Below are 21,192 nucleotides of genomic sequence, written 5' to 3'. Positions count from 1 at the left end.
CGACCAATCAATTTTATTAAGTAGTCTCTTCTTTAAGAGTATCCGTATAAAAATATGATATACTAGATGGAAGAATTTTTAAATTGAGGGGTTATTTATGCTTCCAAACGATGATATTATATCTCATGAAAAACGAATAGAAGAACTAGAAAATAAAGTACGTTTTTATGAAGAACTTGTAAATCAATTACCACATCATTTCACATATAAAAATTCACATATTGGTTTACAAATAAAGAAAACGAGATCGACTCATTCCATTCAAAACATACAAAAAGAAAATAAAGAGGCCGATTTTCAACTTACTTGCGACTCATTATTTTTATTTAAACAACTTGAAACATACTTTGTTCATATTTTTGATGCTTTTTCACATCATGTAACCTTTGTTGATAATAAAGGAAATATAACTTTATGTAATCAAGCTGCTGCAGATGATTTTGGTGTAGTACGAAATGATATAATTGGAAAACCAATTCAACAATTACTAAAATTGCCTGAAGAAAAAATTAAAGCTCTAGAAACATTAAGAACAGGCACAGAAATATACAATGAAGAAGTTTTAGACAAAAACTATGGCATTTTAAATAACCGAATTATTCGTGATTATAACGGAGAGATTTTTAGAGTTATTAGTGTCTTTCATTATTTAAATACAGAACGTGATGCAGAAAAATTTTCGTTAGCAGGGCGAATCGCGGCTGGTATTGCACATGAAGTACGTAATCCTCTTACAACCGTACGAGGATATTTACAATTTTTACAAGAAAATGTTTCTCCATCTAATAAAGAACTATTTAAAAACTTACTTATTCCTGAATTAGATCGCGCAAATAGTATCATTACAAAATTTTTATCTATTTCAAAAACACGTGAATTTAAAAGAGAACCCTTTCCCATTAATACATTTTTACGTGAGTATATTCAACAGTTATTAGCTAGTGAAGTCTTTTTACATAACATTTCAATTGATTATAATTTTTCTACCGAATTAGATGATATATTAGTTCATATTGATCGTCATGAACTTGTACAAGTTTTTTTAAACTTATTCCAGAACGCTGTCGATGCTCAAAGCGAAAAAAAACTTTCTATACAAATCGCTAGTTACCGCCTTGATAATTTTGTCCGTATTACTTTCACTGATAATGGAACTGGTATTCCACGAGCCATTCAAGAATATATCTTTGATCCATTCTTCTCAACAAAAGATTCCGGTACAGGGCTCGGCTTGTCAGTAACGAAAAAAATCATTCAAAATCATAACGGTACATTAAAAATGACTAGTAATGAAAATGGTACAACTTTTACTATTTCAATTCCAATCTTACCTAAAACAGCCCTTGAAAGATTAAATCAATACAAATAAAATCCAATCCACGAACTGCATGCCAATTGTTAATCCTTCAACAATTGACATGCAGTTTTTTATATTGAACTTTTCTTCTTTACGTTATATAAATCCTTCTATACCTTACTTACTTTTTGCTAAGTGGGCCAATTCCTTATTTTTTTATAAATGGTAGTTTGTCCATTACGAATTTAGTATAAATTTCATTTTAATATATAGTAATGACTATTGATTCTATGAAAGAAAGGAATGAAAAGATGAACAATAAAAATAAAGGAAAAGTATTTTATGGTAATGATTGTTGCGAAGTAAGAGCTTGTAGTCATATTAACATCTCTAAGTCCGAACTTACAGAATTCGTTAGACTTCTTCAAGCTCTTGGCCAAGCTATTCAAGCTGTCTTTCAAAACCCTTCTCAAAATAATATAGATAACTTAATCGCTGCCCTAAATAACTTACAAAAATTCCTCAATTGCTTAGATTTATCCCCAGCACAAAAACAAATTGGAAATTCTATTATTGCTAATTTATTAACTATTTTAAGAACAACACCTTTCTCATGTGGAGCATTATACGTTGAGCTACAAAGCTTGCTTAATTATTTATTGTATATCGCTAAGTTATTCAAAGTAGATTGTTGTACGATCGACAAACTAGTTAGACTCATAACAGAAATCCAAACTATCCTAGTTCAATACGGATCAGGTTGCCTTGGAGGCGGAGGAGCAACAGGTGCTACTGGCGCTACGGGTGCTACCGGTGCTACCGGGCCTCAAGGACCAGCGGGTGCTACCGGTGCTACTGGACCTCAAGGACCAGCGGGTGCTACTGGTGCTACTGGACCTCAAGGACCTCAAGGCGCTCAGGGACCAGCGGGCACTCAAGGTGCTACTGGACCTCAAGGGCCTCAAGGTATTCAAGGACCAGCAGGTGCTACTGGTGCCACTGGCGCTACGGGTGCTCAAGGTGTTCAAGGGCCAGCGGGTGCTACTGGACCTCAAGGGCCTCAAGGTATTCAAGGACCAGCGGGTGCTACTGGACCTCAAGGGCCTCAAGGTATTCAAGGGCCAGCAGGTGCTACTGGCGCTACGGGTGCTCAAGGTGCTCAAGGGCCAGCGGGTGCTACTGGCGCTACGGGTGCTCAAGGTGTTCAAGGGCCAGCGGGTGCCACTGGCGCTACGGGTGCTCAAGGTGTTCAAGGGCCAGCGGGGGCTACTGGACCTCAAGGGCCTCAAGGTATTCAAGGACCAGCGGGTGCAACTGGCGCTACGGGTGCTCAAGGTATTCAAGGACCAGCGGGCGCTACTGGACCTCAAGGGCCTCAAGGTATTCAAGGACCAGCGGGCGCTACTGGCGCTACGGGTGCTCAAGGTATTCAAGGACCAGCAGGTGCTACTGGTGCTACTGGACCAGCGGGTACCCCAATTCCTGTAACGATCGCGGCAATCGGAAACTCCAATGCTCAAACAATATCCCCTGGAACAAATATCCAATTTAATCAAGTTTTTGAAATAAATAACATTAATTTCAATGACACTGCAGATACTTTAACAATTTTAGAAACAGGCGTATATGATATTAGTTTCTCAGCGTCTACAACTTTCCCAGGCTCTTCACCGTTTGGATTCGGTATTTCATTCAACGGCCAACCACCTACTCGTAATTTCTCAACTAACGTTATCGGTAGTGCTGTATCGTTCTCTACAATCGTTACTTTACAAGCTGGTACAACAATTTCTGTACAACCTACAGCAAACACTATTTCTATTCCTAACACGGGCGATACAACTGCAACACTATCTGTATTCCGAATTTACTAATTTTCGCTTGAAAATTATATTTATAATAATATGTATCGTTTAACCGTGCATTAAATCTCTCTTTATATAGAAAGGAGCACTTATTTGGGAGGATAAGTGCTCCTTCTTTACGTTTCTTTACCTCAAATTTACTCTATCTTAATCCTCATTTTGTATGATAAATAGTGAAGTCAAAGATATGAAAGAGGGATGAAAATGAGAGTTATGTCACTAATACGCATTTGGTTTGCACTTATGGTATGCATTATTTTATGTTTAGGATGTTTTTTAACTCTAAAATATTCCACTATATCAAAAGCAGAGAGAAAAACTACTCCATACAAACTTCTATATACGAAACAAAGCAACATCCCTTATTCCAATGCCACAAAGAATGAAAAAAAAGTTATAAAAGGAATGCTTATTACAAAAGCTTCTAGTTCCGAGGCGTTACTTCAGATTGCTGAAACGATTAAAGATCAGTATACAAATAAAAAAATCGATGAAATTACACTTTCTATCCACAATGAAAATAACGGTAATTACGAAGAGGAATTACCTTACGAACCTATTAGTAAAGGCAAAATAATCGTCACATACGATTCCGAATCTTTTGGCAGTACGAATATTATACTTAACGAGTAATATTATGTATCTCAACGGATATGGATTAATAGCTAATTAAGATAGACAAAAATCTCTACCGATTAAAATTTCATTTTGTTTTCATACAAAAAAAGAGGCGAATTTCTTTATTCGCCTCTTTCTTTTACCAAAATGAAGGAATCCATTCTTTCACTTTATCAAGCCACTCTTGTTGCTCTTGTTTTCGTTGTTGTTCTTCTTCTTTTCTTCTCTTCTCTTCTTCTTTTCTTCGTTTTTCCTCTTCTATTGTAGTCAATTGTTTTTTATAATCAGCCTCAGATATGAGCGATAACTGGAACGCTTTTTGAGCTGGATTTGCGTTCGCTTTTTTCATAATATCCCGGAACATTGTCGTCGTAATTTGACTACCACCTGGAACATAATGATCGCTATCTGTTTTATCATATCCTACCCAAATCGCACCTACCAAATCTGGTGTGTATCCAACAAACCATGAATCCTTTGCACCGGTGCTCGGGCCATTTACAATTTGAGTAGTTCCTGTCTTACCTGCTGTATCAACATTAGTAACTTTCGCCTTTTCGCCCGTTCCCTTTTCCACAACACCTTTTAATAAATATGTCATCTTTTGAGAAATTTTCTCGCTCGTCACTCGTGTCTCTTTCTTATACCACTTTCCAATCGTTTCACCTTCAGCATTTTGTATCTCTCTAATTGCATGAGCTTCCACTTGGACACCGTCATTTGCAAATGTACTGTATGCTTGAGCCATTACAAATGGAGATGTCCCCACATGCATACCGCCTAAAGCAATCGGATACGTACGATCTTCTGGTACTAATGGAATACCAAATCGCTCTAAAGATTTCAATCCTTTATCTAATCCAATTTGTTCTAATAGCCACACAGCCGAAACATTGTACGATTTTGCCACAGCTTCATACATTGTCACATCACCGTGAAAAGTATGATCGCTATTTTGTGGTTTATATTCTTTAATGTTAAATGGTTCATCTTTTAATATATCGTATACTTCATATCCTTGTTCTAACGCTGGTACATATACAGCCAAAGGCTTTAGCGTTGAGCCAGGTTGTCTTTTTAATTGCGTTGCATGGTTAAACTGTAAAAACTGATACGGCCCTCTGCCTCCAACTAGAGCTGGTACACCACCTGTTTTTGGATTCATAAGAACTACACCCGTTTGCATAAGTTGGTCTGAGCCACTATCTTTGAAATAACTATCATTATTCACAACGTCTTCTACAGCCTGTTGTTTTTTCGGGTCAAGCTCTGTATAGATACGATAACCACCCGCTAAAATTTCATTTTGTGTTAATTCGTACTTTTCCATCGCTTCTCTAACAATATAGTCTACATATTGAGAGTATTTTCCCTTGTATTTATCATCAACGCCTCGTTTTAACACAAGTCCGCTCTCTTTTTCTTTACTATACTGTTCGTCAGAAATATACCCTTGCTCTTTCATTAAACTTAATACAACATTACGTCTTTCAATTGACTTGTTAAAGTTTTTATAAGGTGAATACGCAGACGGCGCTTTAATTAAGCCCGCAATCGTTGCAGCTTCTGAAATTGTTAAATTTTTTACATCTTTATCAAAATAAGATTTAGCCGCCCTTTTTATACCCCAAGCACCTTCACCAAAATAAATTTGGTTCATATACATTTCAATAATTTCATCTTTCGTATACGTACGCTCTATTTTTTTTGTTAAAAAATATTCCTTTATTTTACGCGAAAATGTGCGGTCTTGTGTCAGAAATACATTCTTCGCAAGCTGCTGTGTAATTGTACTTCCCCCAGCTACAACTTCTCCTGCTGTAATATTTTTAAAAACCGCACTTATAATTCCACTATAATAAATACCATGATGGTTAAAAAATTCCTTATCTTCTACTGCAACAATTGCCTGAACCATAATATCAGGAATATCTTTTCTTTTAACGCCTTCTGTTTTTGAAGAAGCTAATTTTGTTGCAACCTCATTATTTGCATCATAAATTAAAGTCGGTTGTGGAACAGCTTGTTTTAATTCAGATATGTCTTGAATGGAAATTATTATATTTACAGCAATAAATAGAGTAACGAATACACTTCCCAATACAATTAATGAATTACGAAGTTTCTTCCTCTTATTGAACCACTCAAGCATTTTTTTAAAATGAGTGTTCTTCAATTTCATTCGTTCACTTCCTTCATTTATTTACACTCTTCTTTTTAAAAGGAAGAATATACCGCCTTTTAAATTTATTATAATAACGTAGTCATTCCTATAGTGTAAAGCTTTTCTTTTGCATTCATACTTTTTGCAAGAAAAGGACATTCTACAAGTAAGATATTCACTATTGGATATTAATATTATTAATAGAACAACGAGAGTTATGTTAAGTTTTTGTAAACTTTTCGATAAAATGTTTTAAAAAACGACAGTTTTTTGTTAGAATTGATTAGCCAATATATTTTACATATATTACTTTTGTGGGGGTAACAATAATGGTCTTTAAATCAAAAAAAGATAAATTTTCTGAAATGTTAATGAATGTTTCCGAAAATTTAAAAGAAGGCGCGCAGTTTTTCGTGGAGTATAAAATTAAAAATGCTAGCGATTTAAAAGAGTTTTCTATGCGCATGAAAGAGTATGAGTCAAAAGGTGACTCATTTATTCACGAAATCATTATGGAGTTAAACAAAGCGTTTATCACTCCAATTGAGCGTGAGGACATCCTACAACTTGCAATGAGTATGGATGATGTATTAGACGGATTAGATCACAGTGCTGGTCTGTTCGAAATGTATTCTATTACAGAAGCTGATGAATACATGATTAAATTCGTAGAAGCAATTAATCAATGTGCGATTGAGATTGCAAACTCTGTTGAATTAATGTCTAACAAAAAATTAGTCGACATTCGTACAAATGCGATTAAGATTAAGGATTATGAATCACAGTGTGATGATATTCGCCGTCATGCGATTAAGAACTTATTCTCTCGTGAAAAAGATCCGATTAAGATTATTCAATTTAAAGAGATTTACGAAGAGCTTGAAGAAGTAGCTGATAGCTGTCAAAGCGTTGCAAACGTATTAGAAACAATTATTATGAAGAACGCGTAAGGAGTTTGATCATGGATACACTCTTGATACTGACCGTTTTAGTAGTCATTTGCGCTTTAGCTTTTGACTTTATCAATGGATTTCACGATACAGCAAACGCTATTGCAACGGCTGTTTCAACGAAAGCTCTAAAGCCTAGACATGCCATTATTATGGCGGCTATTATGAACTTTTTAGGCGCAATGACATTTACAGGTGTAGCAAAAACGATTACAAAAGATATCGTTGATCCATTCGCCTTACAAAATGGTTCTCTTGTAATTTTAGCTGCTTTGCTTGCGGCAATAGCTTGGAACTTAATTACTTGGTACTACGGTATTCCAAGTAGTTCTTCGCATGCAATTATCGGCTCAATCGCAGGTGCAGCAATTGCGGCCGCTGGGATTAGCTCGCTAAATCTTAAAGGATTTATTAAAATTATTGAAGCTTTAATCATTTCACCGATTATCGCTTTCGTTATTGGTTATATCGTATACAGTATTTTTAAAGTAGTATTTAAAAACTTTAACTTAACGAAAACGAATAAGAACTTCCGTATATTCCAGATTTTCACTGCGGCATTACAAGCCTACACACACGGTACGAATGATGCACAAAAAGCAATGGGAATTATTACGATGGCTCTTATGGCTAATAACTATCATACTTCTAGCGATATCCCGTTCTGGGTACAATTATCTTGTGCTATCGCAATGGGGCTTGGTACTTCTGTCGGTGGATGGAAAATTATTAAAACTGTCGGTGGACAAATTATGAAAATCCGTCCTGTAAATGGTGTAGCTGCCGATTTATCATCATCACTTGTTATTTTCGGTGCAACATTCATTCACTTACCGGTTAGTACGACGCACGTTATCTCTTCTTCTATTTTAGGGGTTGGTGCTTCTCACCGTGTGAAAGGGGTAAAATGGGGAACTGCAAAACGTATGTTAATTACATGGGTTATTACACTTCCTATTTCAGCTTCTTTAGCTGCTCTGTTTTACTACCTATTACATTTTGTTTTCTAATCAAAAGTCGTCTTCCTTATTTTTCTAGGAAGACGACTTTTTTGTGAACAAGCCTATTTCTCATTAAAAAGCGTGTATAATAATTGGTGGATAAGTTATTTAGAGGAGTTGGCAATTTTGGAATACATCATGTTACTTTTCATCGGACTAATCGCCGGAACAGTCGGCAGCCTAGTTGGGCTTGGAGGCGGAATTATTATTGTTCCGTTATTAATTGGATTACACAGTTTATCACCACAACTTGCAGTAGGGACTTCTATGGTAACAGTCGTTTTCACAGGACTATCTTCCACCCTTACTTACATGAAGCATAAGCGAGTAGATTATAAAAGTGGACTTATTTTATTTATCGGAAGCGGCCCTGGTGGTATTATTGGATCATGGGCAAATAAATTTTTAAACCAAGACACATTTTCTTTATACTTTGGGATTTTCCTTATATTCGTCTCAATTCTACTTATGCTTCGAGACAAATTAAAACCTCTTTCCCTCTCAAATACGTCTGTAATTAAGCGTTCTTTTACAGATAATGATGGAAATACTGTACACTACCAATTCCCACCGTTTCTTGCTATCTTTATCGCCTTTATAGTTGGGTTTATATCTGGATTATTTGGAATTGGTGGCGGTGCCTTACTTGTTCCAGCAATGATGCTTCTTTTTGCATTCCCAGCACATATTGCAGTAGCAACTTCAATGTTCATCGTATTTCTATCAGCAATTGTAAGTTCTGCAACTCACATCTCACTTGGAAATGTCAGCTGGATTTATGCATTAATCCTGATTCCGGGTGCATGGATCGGCGGAAAAATCGGGGCTTACATTAATACAAAACTAAGTGGAAATGCCGTAATTAATTTATTACGTATTACGTTAATTATTCTTGGAACTAGATTAATCATTATTTCCCTTTTATAACGTATTCTTTTTAGAATGCGTTTTTCTTATACACATGAATATAAAAATCCTCCGAGGAGAACAAATAAAATTAAACAAACACATAATAACATATAATTTGAAATATGTACTTTCTTCAAGTTGACCACTCCTATAACTGCGACTGTTATCTTTATGATAGCGAAAAAATAGTTCACTTGCAGTTACAGAGCGCTAACAATGCAAAATCAATTATTACAAATTTTATCCTTATATTTCATTTCTTTGTATATTCTATCGATTTAATAAAAAAAGATGTCATATTGACATCTTTTTTAATGAAGAAGTGACCATCCCATGAAGTCTTCATGTACTTGGCACGCCCTCTTATCGTTTCGATCATATAATTCAGCATAACTATCTGTTTCTTCATCATAAGCCATCGTATAAATAATTTGGCCGTCTACTTCAACGGATAAAACGACTCCACCTTTCATCTCTTCTACATGAATGATAGCATTCGCCGGAATTCTCATATCCGTCATTCTCATCGCATCTAACAATATACTAAACCCCCTACAGCGTATTCATTGCTAGTACTATTACACACTAAATAGTATACTACTGTAATAGCATACATTTCGTCAATGAAATTGCTGTTGAAATAGCATATTGTCTATATACATATACGCTAAAATAGAAGAAATAGAAACATATTAATGGGGGGCTAACATTGATTCTACACAAAGGAGATGTACTATTCCGTCAAGGCGAGGACGGTCCTTTATACTTTATAAAAACAGGCTTATTAAAAGTAGTTCGGCTAGAAGAAGACGGAACACCATTTTTATTCAACATTATCGTTCCAGGTGAAACGATACCTCATCATTCTTTAATTTCGCCGAAAGAATATCACGGTACAGCTATCGCTTTAATAAAAACAGAAGTGGAACCGATCACTAGTAATGAATGGTACGAGAGACTTCAAGCAAATCCCGAATCGTATGCTAACATCGCTATGCAATTGCAATCTAAATTAAGAATGATGCAACAACGAATTGATCAACTGACAACCGTCTCTCCGAAAGAACGTCTTCATCGTTTACAAGAATGGTTCACCCTATATTTAGGTGACATTCCTATATATGAAATATTAACACAAACCGAAATTGGCCAACTGATAGGTATACGCCGTGAAACAGTAAACCGTTTATTACGAGAACAAATAAAAAACGAGGTAAAATAAATACCTCGTTTTTTTGCTTATTGTAAGCTTGTTGCTGGGCCGAAAAATTCATAATGAATATGCTCTTGTTTCACACCTAAATCAGTTAGTGCAGCATTTATATGCTTCATAAATGCTACTGGACCACAGAAATAAAATTCTGCTTCAGTTGTCGGAATAATAGTTTTTAACCACTCACTTTCAATGTAACCTTCTTTATCAAAGTTCTTCATTTCTAAATCTTTTTCAGTCGGTGCAGAATAACAAGTATATGCTTTAACTTGTTCATATTCATTTTCTACTGCCTTAACGTGTTCTTTCATTGCATGTGTATTACTATTTATTGCTGCATGAACAAAATATACATTACGTTTTGAATCTTGTTCAATTAACGTATTTAACATACTCATCATCGGTGTAACCCCTACTCCACCACTAATTAGTACAACTGGTAATGTTGAATCCATATTTAACACGAAATCTCCTGCTGGTGCACTTACTGGTAAAACATCTCCTTCTTTTACATGTTCATGTAAGTAATTAGACACTTTACCGTCTGGTGTATCTACACTTTTTTCTTTTTTTACACTAATACGATAATATTCTTTCCCAGGAGCGTCGGATAAACTGTATTGACGATTATGTGTATATGTCTCACCTTCAATATTGATTTGAACCGTTACATATTGACCTGGGATGAATGAAGAAACTTTCCCTCCATCTTCAGGTTTCAAATAAAATGACGTAATAACATCGCTTTCCTTCACTTTTTTAACAATCACAAATTTGCGGAAGTCTTTCCATCCACCTTCTTTATGTGCAGCTTCTTCATACATCTCTGCTTCAATGCTAATGAATGCATCAGCAATGACACCATATGCTTCTCCCCATGCATTTAAAACTTCATCAGGTGCACCTGCGACCTCTTTAATGGCACGTAGTAAACATGTACCTACAATCGGATAATGCTCAGCTTTAATCCCTAAACTTCTATGCTTATGACCAATTTGTTTTACAACTGGAATAATTGCTTCTAAATTATCAATGTACGTTGCAGCTGCATAAACAGCATTCGCTAACGCTTGTTGTTGTCTTCCCTTTTTCTGATTCGTATGGTTGAAAATATTCAACAACTCTGGATGTTCCGAAAATAAAATTTGATAGAATCTCGTTGTAATTTCAACACCTTTTTCTTGTAATAATGGTACTGTTGACTTTACGATTTCAATTGTTTTTGTACTTAACATTGTATCCCACTCCTCTATTTCCTTAACTGTTTTTAGTTTAACTGAATCTTATAATGCAGATTGTGATTTTAATCACTATTAACACGGTGTTTTTGTGAATAATATATGAACATTGCATTTACAAAACAAAATAAGCTAACTAGAATTCTAGCTAGCTTATTATTTTGTTTGTATAGCTTGTTCAATTACTTTTATATCTTTCCCATCGCCAAACTCCGTATACCCCCAGATATTCGTTTCACCTCTATATTTATTTACGATAATATCCAAGTCATGATATACACGGTGGGCATACACTACATACTCAATATTTTGAAGTTCCACACCTTTTTTTACAATTTCATAGCTTCTATTTACATCGCGTTTTATTTTTTCATTCTTTATTTCCGTATGTATATTTTTTAAAGATTGTTCTTGTTGTTGAAACCATTGCTTAAATTGATTCCAATCCCCGTCTGTATAATTCTCTGCTTTACCGTAATTTAAGAAATTATTATAGCTTTCATGTGTCATTCGAATAAAATCTAGCACTTTTGTCTCTTCTTGCACATCTTCTATTTGAGCTATTGTATTTACCTCAGCAGGCTTATTCGCATAATGTAACAGCACTTTCATAAGACTATAACTAGCCATGATCATCACGATAATAATTCCAAATACATTTAACAATTTCTTCATATACAGAACTCCTTCTCTACTAAAAATATTACAACGTATGACTATACATGTAACATTCTCTCGTAGAAATATAATTCCTGTATTAATTCTTCCTATCATTTCGACAATGTTTTTCTATACATTTCTCGTTGGCAAATAATCTTGTAAAACAATATATCCTTCATAAGCTGTGTAACCGAGTATAGCCATTAATCCGATATAACAAGCAAATACTGTCCATTTCGTTTTCGCATCCACTTTATAATAGTTTTCTTGTTGTTCCTTTTCTGTTTTCCATTCATTTAATTTTCTTTCTGACGCTTCAAATGCTTCCCTTATGTGAATTGTATACTCATCTTTTTCATCTTCATATGGAACATAATCTAACGGTTCGAACTTCGGTAAAAGATACTCTAACACTTCCATTTTTTGAAGTTCACCTATTTGTAACTCTTTTTCCCGTTCTCTTTGTCTTAATGCATGCATCTCATGATGCATCACATATATAGTCCGATGTACAGCACCCGTTTCTTTTAATTCCTCTTCAAGCCTAGTAACATATTCTTTCATCCCATCAATTTTATGCCCTAATTCCTTAATCGGCTCATCTCTCTTTATTACTCTATATAACTCCATACAACCGATAATAACAATAAATCCTCCCAAAATACTTTTAAAGTAAATTGAATAGCCAAGTAATAAAATAAGGCCTGCTCCCCAAATTTTAGTACTGACAACTGAAATAATTCTCCCACCATCTAGCGGCGAAACGGGAATTAAATTAAAGAAATTAATCATACTTCCAAGCAAAATAACAAGCGCCCAAAATGGCTCTTTCGTCATTATATAAAGCGGTATCGCTGGTAAAAATGACAGAAGTCCGAAAAGCGGACCCATATAGGCAATGTAAGCTTCATCTTTCGCATTTTTCGGCATCTCTTTCATTCCAATAAGGGCCCCCATAAATGGAATAAAGATTGCTGGCGATGTTGGAATCCCCTTTCTTTTGGCAGCCCATAAATGGCCCATTTCATGAACAAACAACAAATAAATGAGCGCTACTCCAAATTTCCAACCATATAGAACTGCGTATGCGCCAAGCGATAGAAACATACTAAATACCGTTGAAAACTTTGCTAATTTAAAAAATGCAAATACCCACTTTAACTTAGACAGTAAAAATAGACCTATCGCAACAATAATTCCCCATAATCCTTTTTTATTATTTTTCATATTCCTCTCCTTTATCTCTCATTAATGAATCATATTCATTCATCAAAGCTTGTTCTTTTCTCTATTATGACATATTTTTTTCTATTATTAGAAATAATGTTTATATAATCCATTTTAAGCCAAAAATATAAATAAAAGGAGGTGTACACAAATGAATTTACAATCTCTTATAATAGGTGCTCTATCGTTTTTAGCTTCAACTCTTATTTTTTATACCGTTAGTTACGTATTATTATTAGATTTGTTGCCCAATCACGTATTTATTGCCCTTGTCATCCTTTCCGCTCTTATGATTTCTTTTCTTATTACACGAAAATCAATGAATGAGCCATCTACAAAAGCAAAGTAATAGAGAGGGGTGTTTTCCCCTCTCTATTATCATTTCCTAGGAAAGGCCATATAGATTTGACGAGTTTACATTCATTCCAATCAGTAAGGGCTAATTAAAGTCTCACTTTATCTTTGAAAATTCATTTTTTCACCATAATCTTTAACAATCTGAATTATATTTTGAAACAAACCTATTTTTTCTTTTTCACTGTTTAATATTTTCAAATCATAATTTTCGTAATATGTTTCTAATGATTTTAATTGTGATTCTGAAGCGCTTTTTACCTGCACAGTAGCATGCAATTCATATTGCTTATACCCTTCCTTTACTTTTTCACCTAAAATCATTTCACTCTCTTTTGCGCCAATTAATTTTTGAACTTTTTCTGGAAAATTGAGTTGCAAATAATATTCTTTCTCCTTCACTAACTTATTGTATAGTGATTGTGAAATCGTATACCGTACCATATAATTCACGTTTTGATCGCCTGTTTTAATATGAAACGCGGTAATCTGCAAATCTTTTTTTGTTACTTCCGTTAAAGGGCTTACCTGCATCTCATCTTCTTTTTGTTCTGAGACATTTGGAAATATATCCAAAAGCTTTTCCGTATCTTTTTCATTCAACATATACATAGCTTTCTTATATTGCACCCATCCTCGTCTATCTTCTCCCCTTAACCATGCATAATAAGTTTCTTTTTTCCCATCTCTACTAATGTGTATTTCATATTCAGGTTCACCGAAGCTTCCTGTTATTTCTTGTTTTTCAGCTTTATCCAAAATGTCTATTACTAACTTCGCTTCTGATTCTTGCAACTTTTTCTCTTTATGTTTTCTTTGTATAACGGTTACCCCTATTGTTTCTTTCACTTCATTCACCGTCTCTTCTATTTTTTTTGTTTCTTTTTTTGGCTCAACTTGACCACAAGCTGCTAGTAACATAACAAACAACAACACCAATACATATTTCCCTTTCAAATTAATCCTCCTTTTACGATAAGAAATCCTTATAATCTTCATACATAAAACAAAAACGTGACATCCTATTAAATACGCTATACTAATCATTGAAAGGAGGTCTTTATCATGTCCATTAATTTTCATGATGAAAATAATAAGTACACATATGCAACAAGAAACGCTCATATTTCTTGGGCTGAAATGGTAAAAAACATTACAGAAATACAAAACAAGCAAATAATTGATATCGGCTGTGGTGGCGGAATTTATACGAAAGAACTCGCTCTTATGGGAGCAAAAAATGTTGTGGGACTTGATTTTTCAAAAGAAATTTTACAAGCTGCAAAAGAAAATTGTAAAAACTTCCCAAATATTTCATTCGTCCACAGTGATGCACATAATCTCCCATACCTTAATGAAACATTCGACATAGTTATTTCTCGCGCAGTTATTCATCATTTACAAGACATTCCTACATTTTTACGTGAAGCTTCTCGTATATTAAATAAAAACGGTGTACTTATTTTACAAGATCGAACAATTGAAGATTGTACAATTCCAGGAAGTCCCGAACACATTCGCGGATATTTTTTCTCTCTATTTCCAAAACTTATTGAAATAGAGTCAAAAAGACGTCCAAAAACCAACACTATACAGACAGAATTACAAAAACATTCTCTTCATGTACTTCCCACACAAACACAATGGGAAATACGCAAAATACATGATTCTGTAGAAGCATTATTGCAAGATTTATCTCCTCGAACAGGTCGATCCATTCTATATGAGTTAACAGATGATGAACTTTCTCAACTTCTACATCATATACAGACCGCATTACAAAACGTCTCTCCTATTATTGAAAGAGATCGATGGACAATTTGGAGCGCGATGAAGTTGTAAGGAAGGAAGCCTCACAAAATAATGTGAGGCTTCCTTTCTTTCATAATCTAATTTTGCAACACTCTTGATATCCTCCACTTCTAGCCTGTGCACTTCCACACTTCGGACATACTAAATATCTAGACTGATTTGTCAACAAACTACCTTTTTGAAAGAGTAAAACTTCTGCTTGTTTAAACGAACGCGAATAATATAACCACATAAAACCAATTATAGCAATAATGCCAAATAATACTCCCATCGCAAGCATTTCAGTCACCTCTTTTGGTTTGTTCTTTCCAGCAAGTGGATTGTTGTATTATTCTCTATAAATTCAAACAATCCCTTCTTCACTCCTATAAATATCAATTTTCTCTATAAATTTTACAATTCTCCGCAAATTTTTACTCCCATTTTACAATTCATCATTCCCTTTACAACAACGAATATCACTTTCGATATTTTCGTATATAAATATATCTTCCAAAAAACATATTGACTTTCTAAAAAAAACATGCAACAATACTGTCAGAATACTTGAATAAAAATTCATTGACGAGAACGAGTACGTTATAGAACTGTTCCCCAGAGAGTTGGCGATTTGCTGAAAGCCAACGTTCAGTGCGTAACCGAAAATCATCTCCGAGAAGTAGAACCGAATGTTACAGTAAGTTCTTACCGGCCGTCCCCCGTTACAAGGAACACGTATCATGTTGTACGTTGCAAAGCCGTATACATATAGATTTATTTCTACATGTGTAAATTAGGGTGGTATCGCGGGTAAATATAACTCGTCCCTTTCTTTAGGGACGAGTTTTTTTGTGTTCTTACAAATGAATGAATGAAAAAGGAGGAAAAACAATGAACACTGTATCAAAAAAACATATTTTTTTCACGGGTCTTATGCTATTTTCTTTATTTTTTGGGGCAGGTAATTTAATTTTCCCTCCCATGCTTGGACAAAACGCAGGTGAAAACTTTTGGCCAGCAATGATTGGATTTTTACTAACAGGAGTTGGCTTACCACTACTTACTGTTATCGCAATTTCTCTATCAGGAAATGGAATGCAGCAACTTGCAAGTCATGTTCATCCATTATTCGGAATTTTCTTTACGGTAGTTGTATATATTGCCATCGGTCCATCCATGGGCATCCCACGTGTTGCAAATGTCGCTTATGAAATGGGTGTTAGTTCTTTCTTACCAGAAACAATCCGCTCTAGCAGCCTAGTGCTATTTGTATATACAATCATCTTCTTTACTATCGTATTTTGGCTGAGTTTGAATCCATCTAAACTTGTTGATCGTATTGGAAATATATTAACACCTATTTTATTACTCTCAATTTTCTTATTGTTTGTTAAAAGTGTATTCACACCACTTGGGCAATCAGGACCAGCAATGCAAGAGTATCAAACTTCTCCAATCTTCAAAGGATTTATGGAAGGCTACTTAACAATGGACACCATTTCAGCACTTGCATTCGGAATTATCGTTGTAAATGCAATTCGCTCTAAAGGTGTGAATAATCGTAAGTCCATTGCCATCGCCACAGCAAAAGCAGGGCTTAGTGCCGCTACAGGGCTCGTACTTGTATATGGTGCACTCGGCTGGCTCGGGGCAACTAGCGTCTCTCTCGGATATGCAAAAAATGGTGGACAGTTACTTACTGTTATCGTACAACAATTATTCGGTCCGTACGGTTTGCTTCTATTATCTCTTATCGTTACACTCGCTTGCCTAACGACATGTGTTGGACTCGTATCTGCATGCAGCCAATATTTTTCAACGTTATTAACTACATTTTCATACAAAATGTTCGCAAGTATCATTTGTGCTTTAGGGTTACTAGTTGCCAACTTAGGTTTAACAAAAATCATTGCCATCTCTGTTCCAATTCTACTTGTTGTGTATCCAATTGCGATTGTACTCGTACTACTATCATTACTTCATAAATACTTCGGTGGATATCGCTCCGTTTATGTAGGCGCTTTGATTGGAGCAGCAATCGTAAGCGTATTTGATGGATTAAAACAAGGTGGTATTTCCGTTTCATTTATCACATCATATTTTGAATTTATCCCTTTATATAATGAAGGAATAGGCTGGCTAGTACCTGCATTAGCTGGATCTCTTATCGGCCTTACAATCGCTAAGCTAAGTGGTGCGAAAAAAGTCCCCTTGCTAACCGAATCTCATGAAGTAAAAGCATCCTAAAAAAACTCCCAAAAGGGAGTTTTTTACATTTGAGAAGCAGTATGATTAAAACTACTTATTTTATACGCTCTCGTATAATAATCGATATTTGTATCCACTGTTTCTACTTTGACAACATCGTAGCAATCTTCTTGCTTTATTAAAAATAAATAGTACTCTTCTGTCGCCTCAATAATTGCAATTTTATCTGTTTCAACATTATATTGTTCACAAAGCGCTTGTAATACGTTCACATAATCCCCTAATTTTTTAGACTTATCCATGCCAAATATAGTTTGAACTAACATATACATTCTCCCCTTTGTATGTACTGTTAACAACCTAATGATAACGCTTACATATATTGACGTCAATAATAAGATTCGGTGCAAATTAATAATCAGTGAGGATAGCTCCCCACTGATTAAAGTTTCACTGTATCATTTCGTCAATTGATGTCTAAACGCATAAATAACCGCCTGTGTCCGATCACTTACATTTAGCTTATTCAATATATTACTCACATGTGTCTTTACTGTTTTGAGCGCAATAAACAACTCATCTGCAATCTCTTGATTACTTTTCCCCTCTGCAATTAATAACAAAATTTCTGACTCTCTTTCTGTTAACTCCTCATGCAAAGGTTGCTCTTTCTTTTGACGCATACGGGACATCATTTTCCCGGTAACTTTCGGCTCTAATACTGTTTCTCCATCATAAGTAGCTCGTACAGCATCTGCAATATCACTTGCTCTTGATGTTTTTAACAAGTAACTGGTCGCCCCAGCCTCAATAACAGGATACAATTTTTCGTCATCTAAAAAACTTGTTACAACTACAATTTTTGCTTCTGGCCATTCTTGAATAATAGCACGTGTTGCTTCGACACCATCCATCTCGTCCATGACAAGGTCCATCAAAATAATATCCGGTCTTAATTGCAAAGCTAACTCTGAACCTTTTCTTCCATTTTCAGCTTCTCCAACTACTTCAATATCTGGCTGCGTTGATAAATATGCAGATACACCCATTCGAACCATTTCATGATCATCCACTAGTAATACTTTTATCATGATTCTCCCCCTCTCTCAATCATAATGGGTACTTTCACTTCTATCTGTGTACCTTTATTTGGAAAACTAAGCACTTTTAATGTACCACCAATTTCATGAACACGCTCTTGCATCGATCTTAGACCATATGAACCAGCCTTATTAACCCCTACTTTAAACCCAACGCCGTCATCAATGATTTTTAAAATCGCATATTGATCAATTTTTCGAAGGCGCACTTCCGTTTTCTTTGCCTTCGCATGCCGTAAAGTATTAGACAGCGCCTCTTGCACAATACGGAATAAGTGATCTTCTACACCTTTTTTTAATTGAATCGGTTCAATTAACCATTCAATTTTCATATGTTGCTTTCTAGACAGTTCTGTTAATAATTCTTCTATACCCTCTGTTAGTTTTTTACCTTCTAACTGTACTGGGCGTAAATGAAGAAGCAATGCTCTCATTTCTGATTGTGCATTTACGACCATATTTTCAACGAGTTGCAACTGCTTTTTCGTCGTTTCTGGAAATTCAGCTACTTGTTCATTAATAGCCGACATCATCATCGACATTGCAAAAAGCTGCTGACTGACAGAATCATGCAGCTCCCTCGCCAATCGATGCCTTTCTTGAGAAATTGCTTCTTGTCTCATCTCTTCATTCCAATGAGCTCGTTCATTCGTTACTTTTTGAAAGAGTCCAGCTTGCTCCTCTAATCGGCGAGCCAGAACGATTACTTTTCGTTCCACTTCATGAAATTCATCATCTGCAGTAAACGAAACATCACTCGGAAAATTCCCTCGCTCTACTTCAAATAGAAACGTATTTAATCCTTGTATACGCTGCTCTATATAGTAACCGATTGCATATCCTACAATTCCTCCGATAAGTAAACTTGTAGTCATAATAAACAAGCCAATTGGAACAGAAGCGATGGATTCCTTCCATAATAAATCATATACTTGTTGCTCGCTTTTCCATACATATACAATTGTACAAATGAGTGCGATACTAACTGAGGACAACATAGAATAACGAATATACATCCACGAAATATTTTTTTGTTTCTTCATTATACTTTCCTCACTTCCGTATCGCCTACGACAAGCGAAGAAATAATTTTTATACGACGAGGAGCCTCTTTATACTGCTCTGTTCTAAATGTAACATTGCGGTTAAACCCTGTCTCCTCATGACCTGGCAAGAGCACACGTCCGACAATAACAGAATGATTTAGAGACAATTCAATATCATACGGCACATATAAACGAATATTACCAACGACACCCCGAATAACAATTACCGTTTCCCCTTCTGGAATCATAGCAGTTGTTAAATCTATTTCCACATCACAAGCACCATATTGAACATTAATATCCTCAAGTTCATAAATATGATCCATCATTCTTACATTGCCTACAAACATATTTTTCAAATATGGTTCTGTACGATATATTTGCTTCTCTTCGTCTATAATCCCTTTTTCTTTAATTTCAACCTTCATTGCTTTTTGCTGATGTCCTTGTTGAATCAATTGATAACCAATTAAAGCTAAACAAGCAAATACGACAAGAACAAATGCTGCTGATGAAAATAAGAAAAATAAAAATACGATACCACCAACAAATAAAAATACATTTCCCCGTACATAACGATTCTTTTTACGATAATGCCTTCCAAACATAAGCATAATAAATGCAAAAATGAGACCACCTGGTTCAAAATGTCCAAGTATCATATCAAGAAAAAGACCGAATCCAAATATGATGAGGAGCATTCCCATTAATTGTGTCTTTGAAAAATGTTTCTTCATTTCAGCTCCCCCCTTCTTGTCACATATACATAGAAGAAAAGGCATTGCTTTCCAACACCTTTTCTCCTATCACTATATCATAAGCCTGTTTTATAATATACTACTATTATTTTGTTAACTCTTTCGTTAACGATATATCATTCTTTTCTTTCATTTCACGCTCAAGTTTTGCAATTTTCATATCAAATGTGTCACGCTCATGCTCTTCATTCATACGAGTTTCTAAGTCACGAATGTGATCTTCAATTTCTTCAAATCGTAAGAACGGATTATTTTCATCCATTTTATGCATCGCAGTATTCATACGACGATTTGCATGTGCCATATTTTCACGTGCCATTAGTTCCATACGCTTTGCGTGCATTTCTTTTAACTTATTTTTCATTTCAGAAAGACGACGCTCTAACTCATCAATTTGCTCTACAACACCTGCATACATTTCTTCTAATCGAGTTACTTGCCCTTCATAATAAGCTACCTCTTCTAAAGCACGTTCATGCAATTGTAATTCGCCTGCTTCTTGAGCAATGATAGCTTGCTTTGATCTTTTATTAACGAAATAACGCGCTTGCTCAAGCTCACGAGCAAAGTTAGATTTTAATGTTTTATGACGCTCAATTAACTTCTCAATTTTTGTTATTTCGCGCTCACTATCACGTAAATATTGGTTTAACATCGCAATTGGATTTTTTCTTTCCTTCTCATCTAACACGTTATGAAAATCAGCTAAAATTGCATCGCGTACACGTCCGAATAAAGATTGTTTCATTATAAATCTTCCTCTCTTCTACTTTATTTATAATTTGATTTATTG

Annotated in this window: 22 protein-coding genes and 1 other annotated feature; of the genes, 10 read left to right on the top strand and 12 right to left on the bottom strand. The window is 35.1% G+C overall.

Annotation, left to right across the window (positions count from 1 at the left end; all coding sequences use genetic code 11):
• Positions 1–97 precede the first annotated feature (97 nt).
• The 3 genes from MR143_RS00340 to MR143_RS00330 all read left to right on the top strand — a co-directional run bounded on the left by MR143_RS00340 (position 98) and on the right by MR143_RS00330 (position 3,795).
• Positions 98–1,369, top strand: a complete 1,272-nt coding sequence (locus MR143_RS00340) for an ATP-binding protein (protein ID WP_000937259.1) — start codon at positions 98–100, stop codon at positions 1,367–1,369.
• Between the two features lie 239 nt (positions 1,370–1,608).
• Positions 1,609–3,171 (top strand): Gly-Xaa-Xaa repeat protein, encoded by a 1,563-nt coding sequence (locus tag MR143_RS00335; protein ID WP_242280590.1) that lies wholly within the window; start codon positions 1,609–1,611, stop codon positions 3,169–3,171.
• A 195-nt stretch (positions 3,172–3,366) separates the two neighbouring features.
• Positions 3,367–3,795 carry a hypothetical protein gene (locus MR143_RS00330; protein ID WP_001265550.1) on the top strand — a complete coding sequence of 143 codons (429 nt, stop codon included), beginning with the start codon at positions 3,367–3,369 and terminating at the stop codon, positions 3,793–3,795.
• 124 nt (positions 3,796–3,919) lie between these two features.
• Here MR143_RS00330 and MR143_RS00325 read toward each other — a convergent pair whose 3' ends face one another.
• A complete protein-coding gene (locus tag MR143_RS00325; protein ID WP_000769237.1) occupies positions 3,920–5,962 on the bottom strand; it encodes a transglycosylase domain-containing protein in 2,043 nt (680 codons plus the stop codon).
• Positions 5,963–6,273: 311 nt separating this feature from the next.
• Between MR143_RS00325 and MR143_RS00320 the strand changes: the two genes are divergently transcribed.
• From MR143_RS00320 to MR143_RS00310, 3 genes are all read left to right on the top strand, one after another.
• A complete protein-coding gene (locus tag MR143_RS00320) occupies positions 6,274–6,894 on the top strand; it encodes a DUF47 domain-containing protein (RefSeq protein ID WP_000231449.1) in 621 nt (206 codons plus the stop codon).
• A gap of 11 nt (positions 6,895–6,905) precedes the next feature.
• Positions 6,906–7,904 carry an inorganic phosphate transporter gene (locus MR143_RS00315; protein ID WP_000380272.1) on the top strand — a complete coding sequence of 333 codons (999 nt, stop codon included), beginning with the start codon at positions 6,906–6,908 and terminating at the stop codon, positions 7,902–7,904.
• Positions 7,905–8,021: 117 nt separating this feature from the next.
• A complete protein-coding gene (locus tag MR143_RS00310) occupies positions 8,022–8,822 on the top strand; it encodes a sulfite exporter TauE/SafE family protein (protein ID WP_000455762.1) in 801 nt (266 codons plus the stop codon).
• 293 nt (positions 8,823–9,115) lie between these two features.
• Here the strand turns inward: MR143_RS00310 and MR143_RS00305 are convergent, their stop codons facing one another.
• Positions 9,116–9,343, bottom strand: a complete 228-nt coding sequence (locus MR143_RS00305) for a hypothetical protein (protein ID WP_000883009.1) — start codon at positions 9,341–9,343, stop codon at positions 9,116–9,118.
• A gap of 170 nt (positions 9,344–9,513) precedes the next feature.
• Between MR143_RS00305 and MR143_RS00300 the strand changes: the two genes are divergently transcribed.
• Complete coding sequence (locus tag MR143_RS00300; protein WP_000600582.1) at positions 9,514–10,026, top strand: Crp/Fnr family transcriptional regulator; 513 nt, start codon at positions 9,514–9,516, stop codon at positions 10,024–10,026.
• Between the two features lie 17 nt (positions 10,027–10,043).
• Here the strand turns inward: MR143_RS00300 and hmpA are convergent, their stop codons facing one another.
• From hmpA to MR143_RS00285, 3 genes are all read right to left on the bottom strand, one after another.
• On the bottom strand, positions 10,044–11,252 hold the full coding sequence (gene hmpA, locus MR143_RS00295; RefSeq protein ID WP_000953333.1) for an NO-inducible flavohemoprotein: 1,209 nt from the start codon (positions 11,250–11,252) through the stop codon (positions 10,044–10,046).
• A 159-nt stretch (positions 11,253–11,411) separates the two neighbouring features.
• Positions 11,412–11,930: a hypothetical protein gene (locus MR143_RS00290; protein WP_000735213.1), complete on the bottom strand. Its 519-nt coding sequence runs from the start codon at positions 11,928–11,930 to the stop codon at positions 11,412–11,414.
• A gap of 114 nt (positions 11,931–12,044) precedes the next feature.
• Positions 12,045–13,142 (bottom strand): site-2 protease family protein, encoded by a 1,098-nt coding sequence (locus tag MR143_RS00285; protein ID WP_000794471.1) that lies wholly within the window; start codon positions 13,140–13,142, stop codon positions 12,045–12,047.
• Between the two features lie 151 nt (positions 13,143–13,293).
• On the opposite strand from MR143_RS00285, the gene MR143_RS00280 reads away from it, so the two are divergent.
• Positions 13,294–13,491: a hypothetical protein gene (locus MR143_RS00280; RefSeq protein WP_001053357.1), complete on the top strand. Its 198-nt coding sequence runs from the start codon at positions 13,294–13,296 to the stop codon at positions 13,489–13,491.
• Between the two features lie 107 nt (positions 13,492–13,598).
• Here MR143_RS00280 and MR143_RS00275 read toward each other — a convergent pair whose 3' ends face one another.
• Positions 13,599–14,453, bottom strand: coding sequence for a YhfM domain-containing protein (locus MR143_RS00275; RefSeq protein ID WP_000677058.1), 855 nt, complete (start codon positions 14,451–14,453; stop codon positions 13,599–13,601).
• Between the two features lie 108 nt (positions 14,454–14,561).
• Between MR143_RS00275 and MR143_RS00270 the strand changes: the two genes are divergently transcribed.
• On the top strand, positions 14,562–15,338 hold the full coding sequence (locus MR143_RS00270; RefSeq protein ID WP_199718194.1) for a class I SAM-dependent methyltransferase: 777 nt from the start codon (positions 14,562–14,564) through the stop codon (positions 15,336–15,338).
• 40 nt (positions 15,339–15,378) lie between these two features.
• Here the strand turns inward: MR143_RS00270 and MR143_RS00265 are convergent, their stop codons facing one another.
• Positions 15,379–15,588 (bottom strand): hypothetical protein, encoded by a 210-nt coding sequence (locus MR143_RS00265; protein WP_000880630.1) that lies wholly within the window; start codon positions 15,586–15,588, stop codon positions 15,379–15,381.
• Positions 15,589–15,860: 272 nt separating this feature from the next.
• Positions 15,861–16,119 (top strand) — a binding site (T-box leader).
• Between the two features lie 59 nt (positions 16,120–16,178).
• On the opposite strand from MR143_RS00265, the gene brnQ3 reads away from it, so the two are divergent.
• On the top strand, positions 16,179–17,534 hold the full coding sequence (gene brnQ3, locus MR143_RS00260; RefSeq protein ID WP_242280589.1) for a branched-chain amino acid transport system II carrier protein BrnQ3: 1,356 nt from the start codon (positions 16,179–16,181) through the stop codon (positions 17,532–17,534).
• 23 nt (positions 17,535–17,557) lie between these two features.
• Here brnQ3 and MR143_RS00255 read toward each other — a convergent pair whose 3' ends face one another.
• The 5 genes from MR143_RS00255 to MR143_RS00235 form a co-directional block, all read right to left on the bottom strand.
• On the bottom strand, positions 17,558–17,896 hold the full coding sequence (locus MR143_RS00255) for a DUF3922 domain-containing protein (protein WP_116777483.1): 339 nt from the start codon (positions 17,894–17,896) through the stop codon (positions 17,558–17,560).
• A gap of 57 nt (positions 17,897–17,953) precedes the next feature.
• The gene (locus tag MR143_RS00250; protein ID WP_000598709.1) at positions 17,954–18,586 is read right to left on the bottom strand and encodes a response regulator; all 633 of its coding nucleotides are present in this window, start codon (positions 18,584–18,586) and stop codon (positions 17,954–17,956) included.
• Positions 18,583–19,638: a sensor histidine kinase gene (locus tag MR143_RS00245; protein WP_000744331.1), complete on the bottom strand. Its 1,056-nt coding sequence runs from the start codon at positions 19,636–19,638 to the stop codon at positions 18,583–18,585. Before MR143_RS00245 ends, MR143_RS00250 begins: the two co-directional genes overlap by 4 nt.
• Positions 19,638–20,378, bottom strand: a complete 741-nt coding sequence (liaF, locus tag MR143_RS00240) for a cell wall-active antibiotics response protein LiaF (protein WP_000716094.1) — start codon at positions 20,376–20,378, stop codon at positions 19,638–19,640. The genes MR143_RS00245 and liaF overlap by 1 nt, the downstream gene beginning before the upstream one ends.
• A gap of 106 nt (positions 20,379–20,484) precedes the next feature.
• Positions 20,485–21,147, bottom strand: a complete 663-nt coding sequence (locus MR143_RS00235) for a PspA/IM30 family protein (RefSeq protein WP_000814126.1) — start codon at positions 21,145–21,147, stop codon at positions 20,485–20,487.
• Positions 21,148–21,192 lie beyond the last annotated feature (45 nt).

The organism is Bacillus cereus group sp. BfR-BA-01347 (genome assembly GCF_022663835.1).
GTDB classification, from domain to species: Bacteria; Bacillota; Bacilli; order Bacillales; family Bacillaceae_G; genus Bacillus_A; species Bacillus_A thuringiensis_K.
This window is presented reverse-complemented; position numbering and strand designations above follow the sequence as displayed.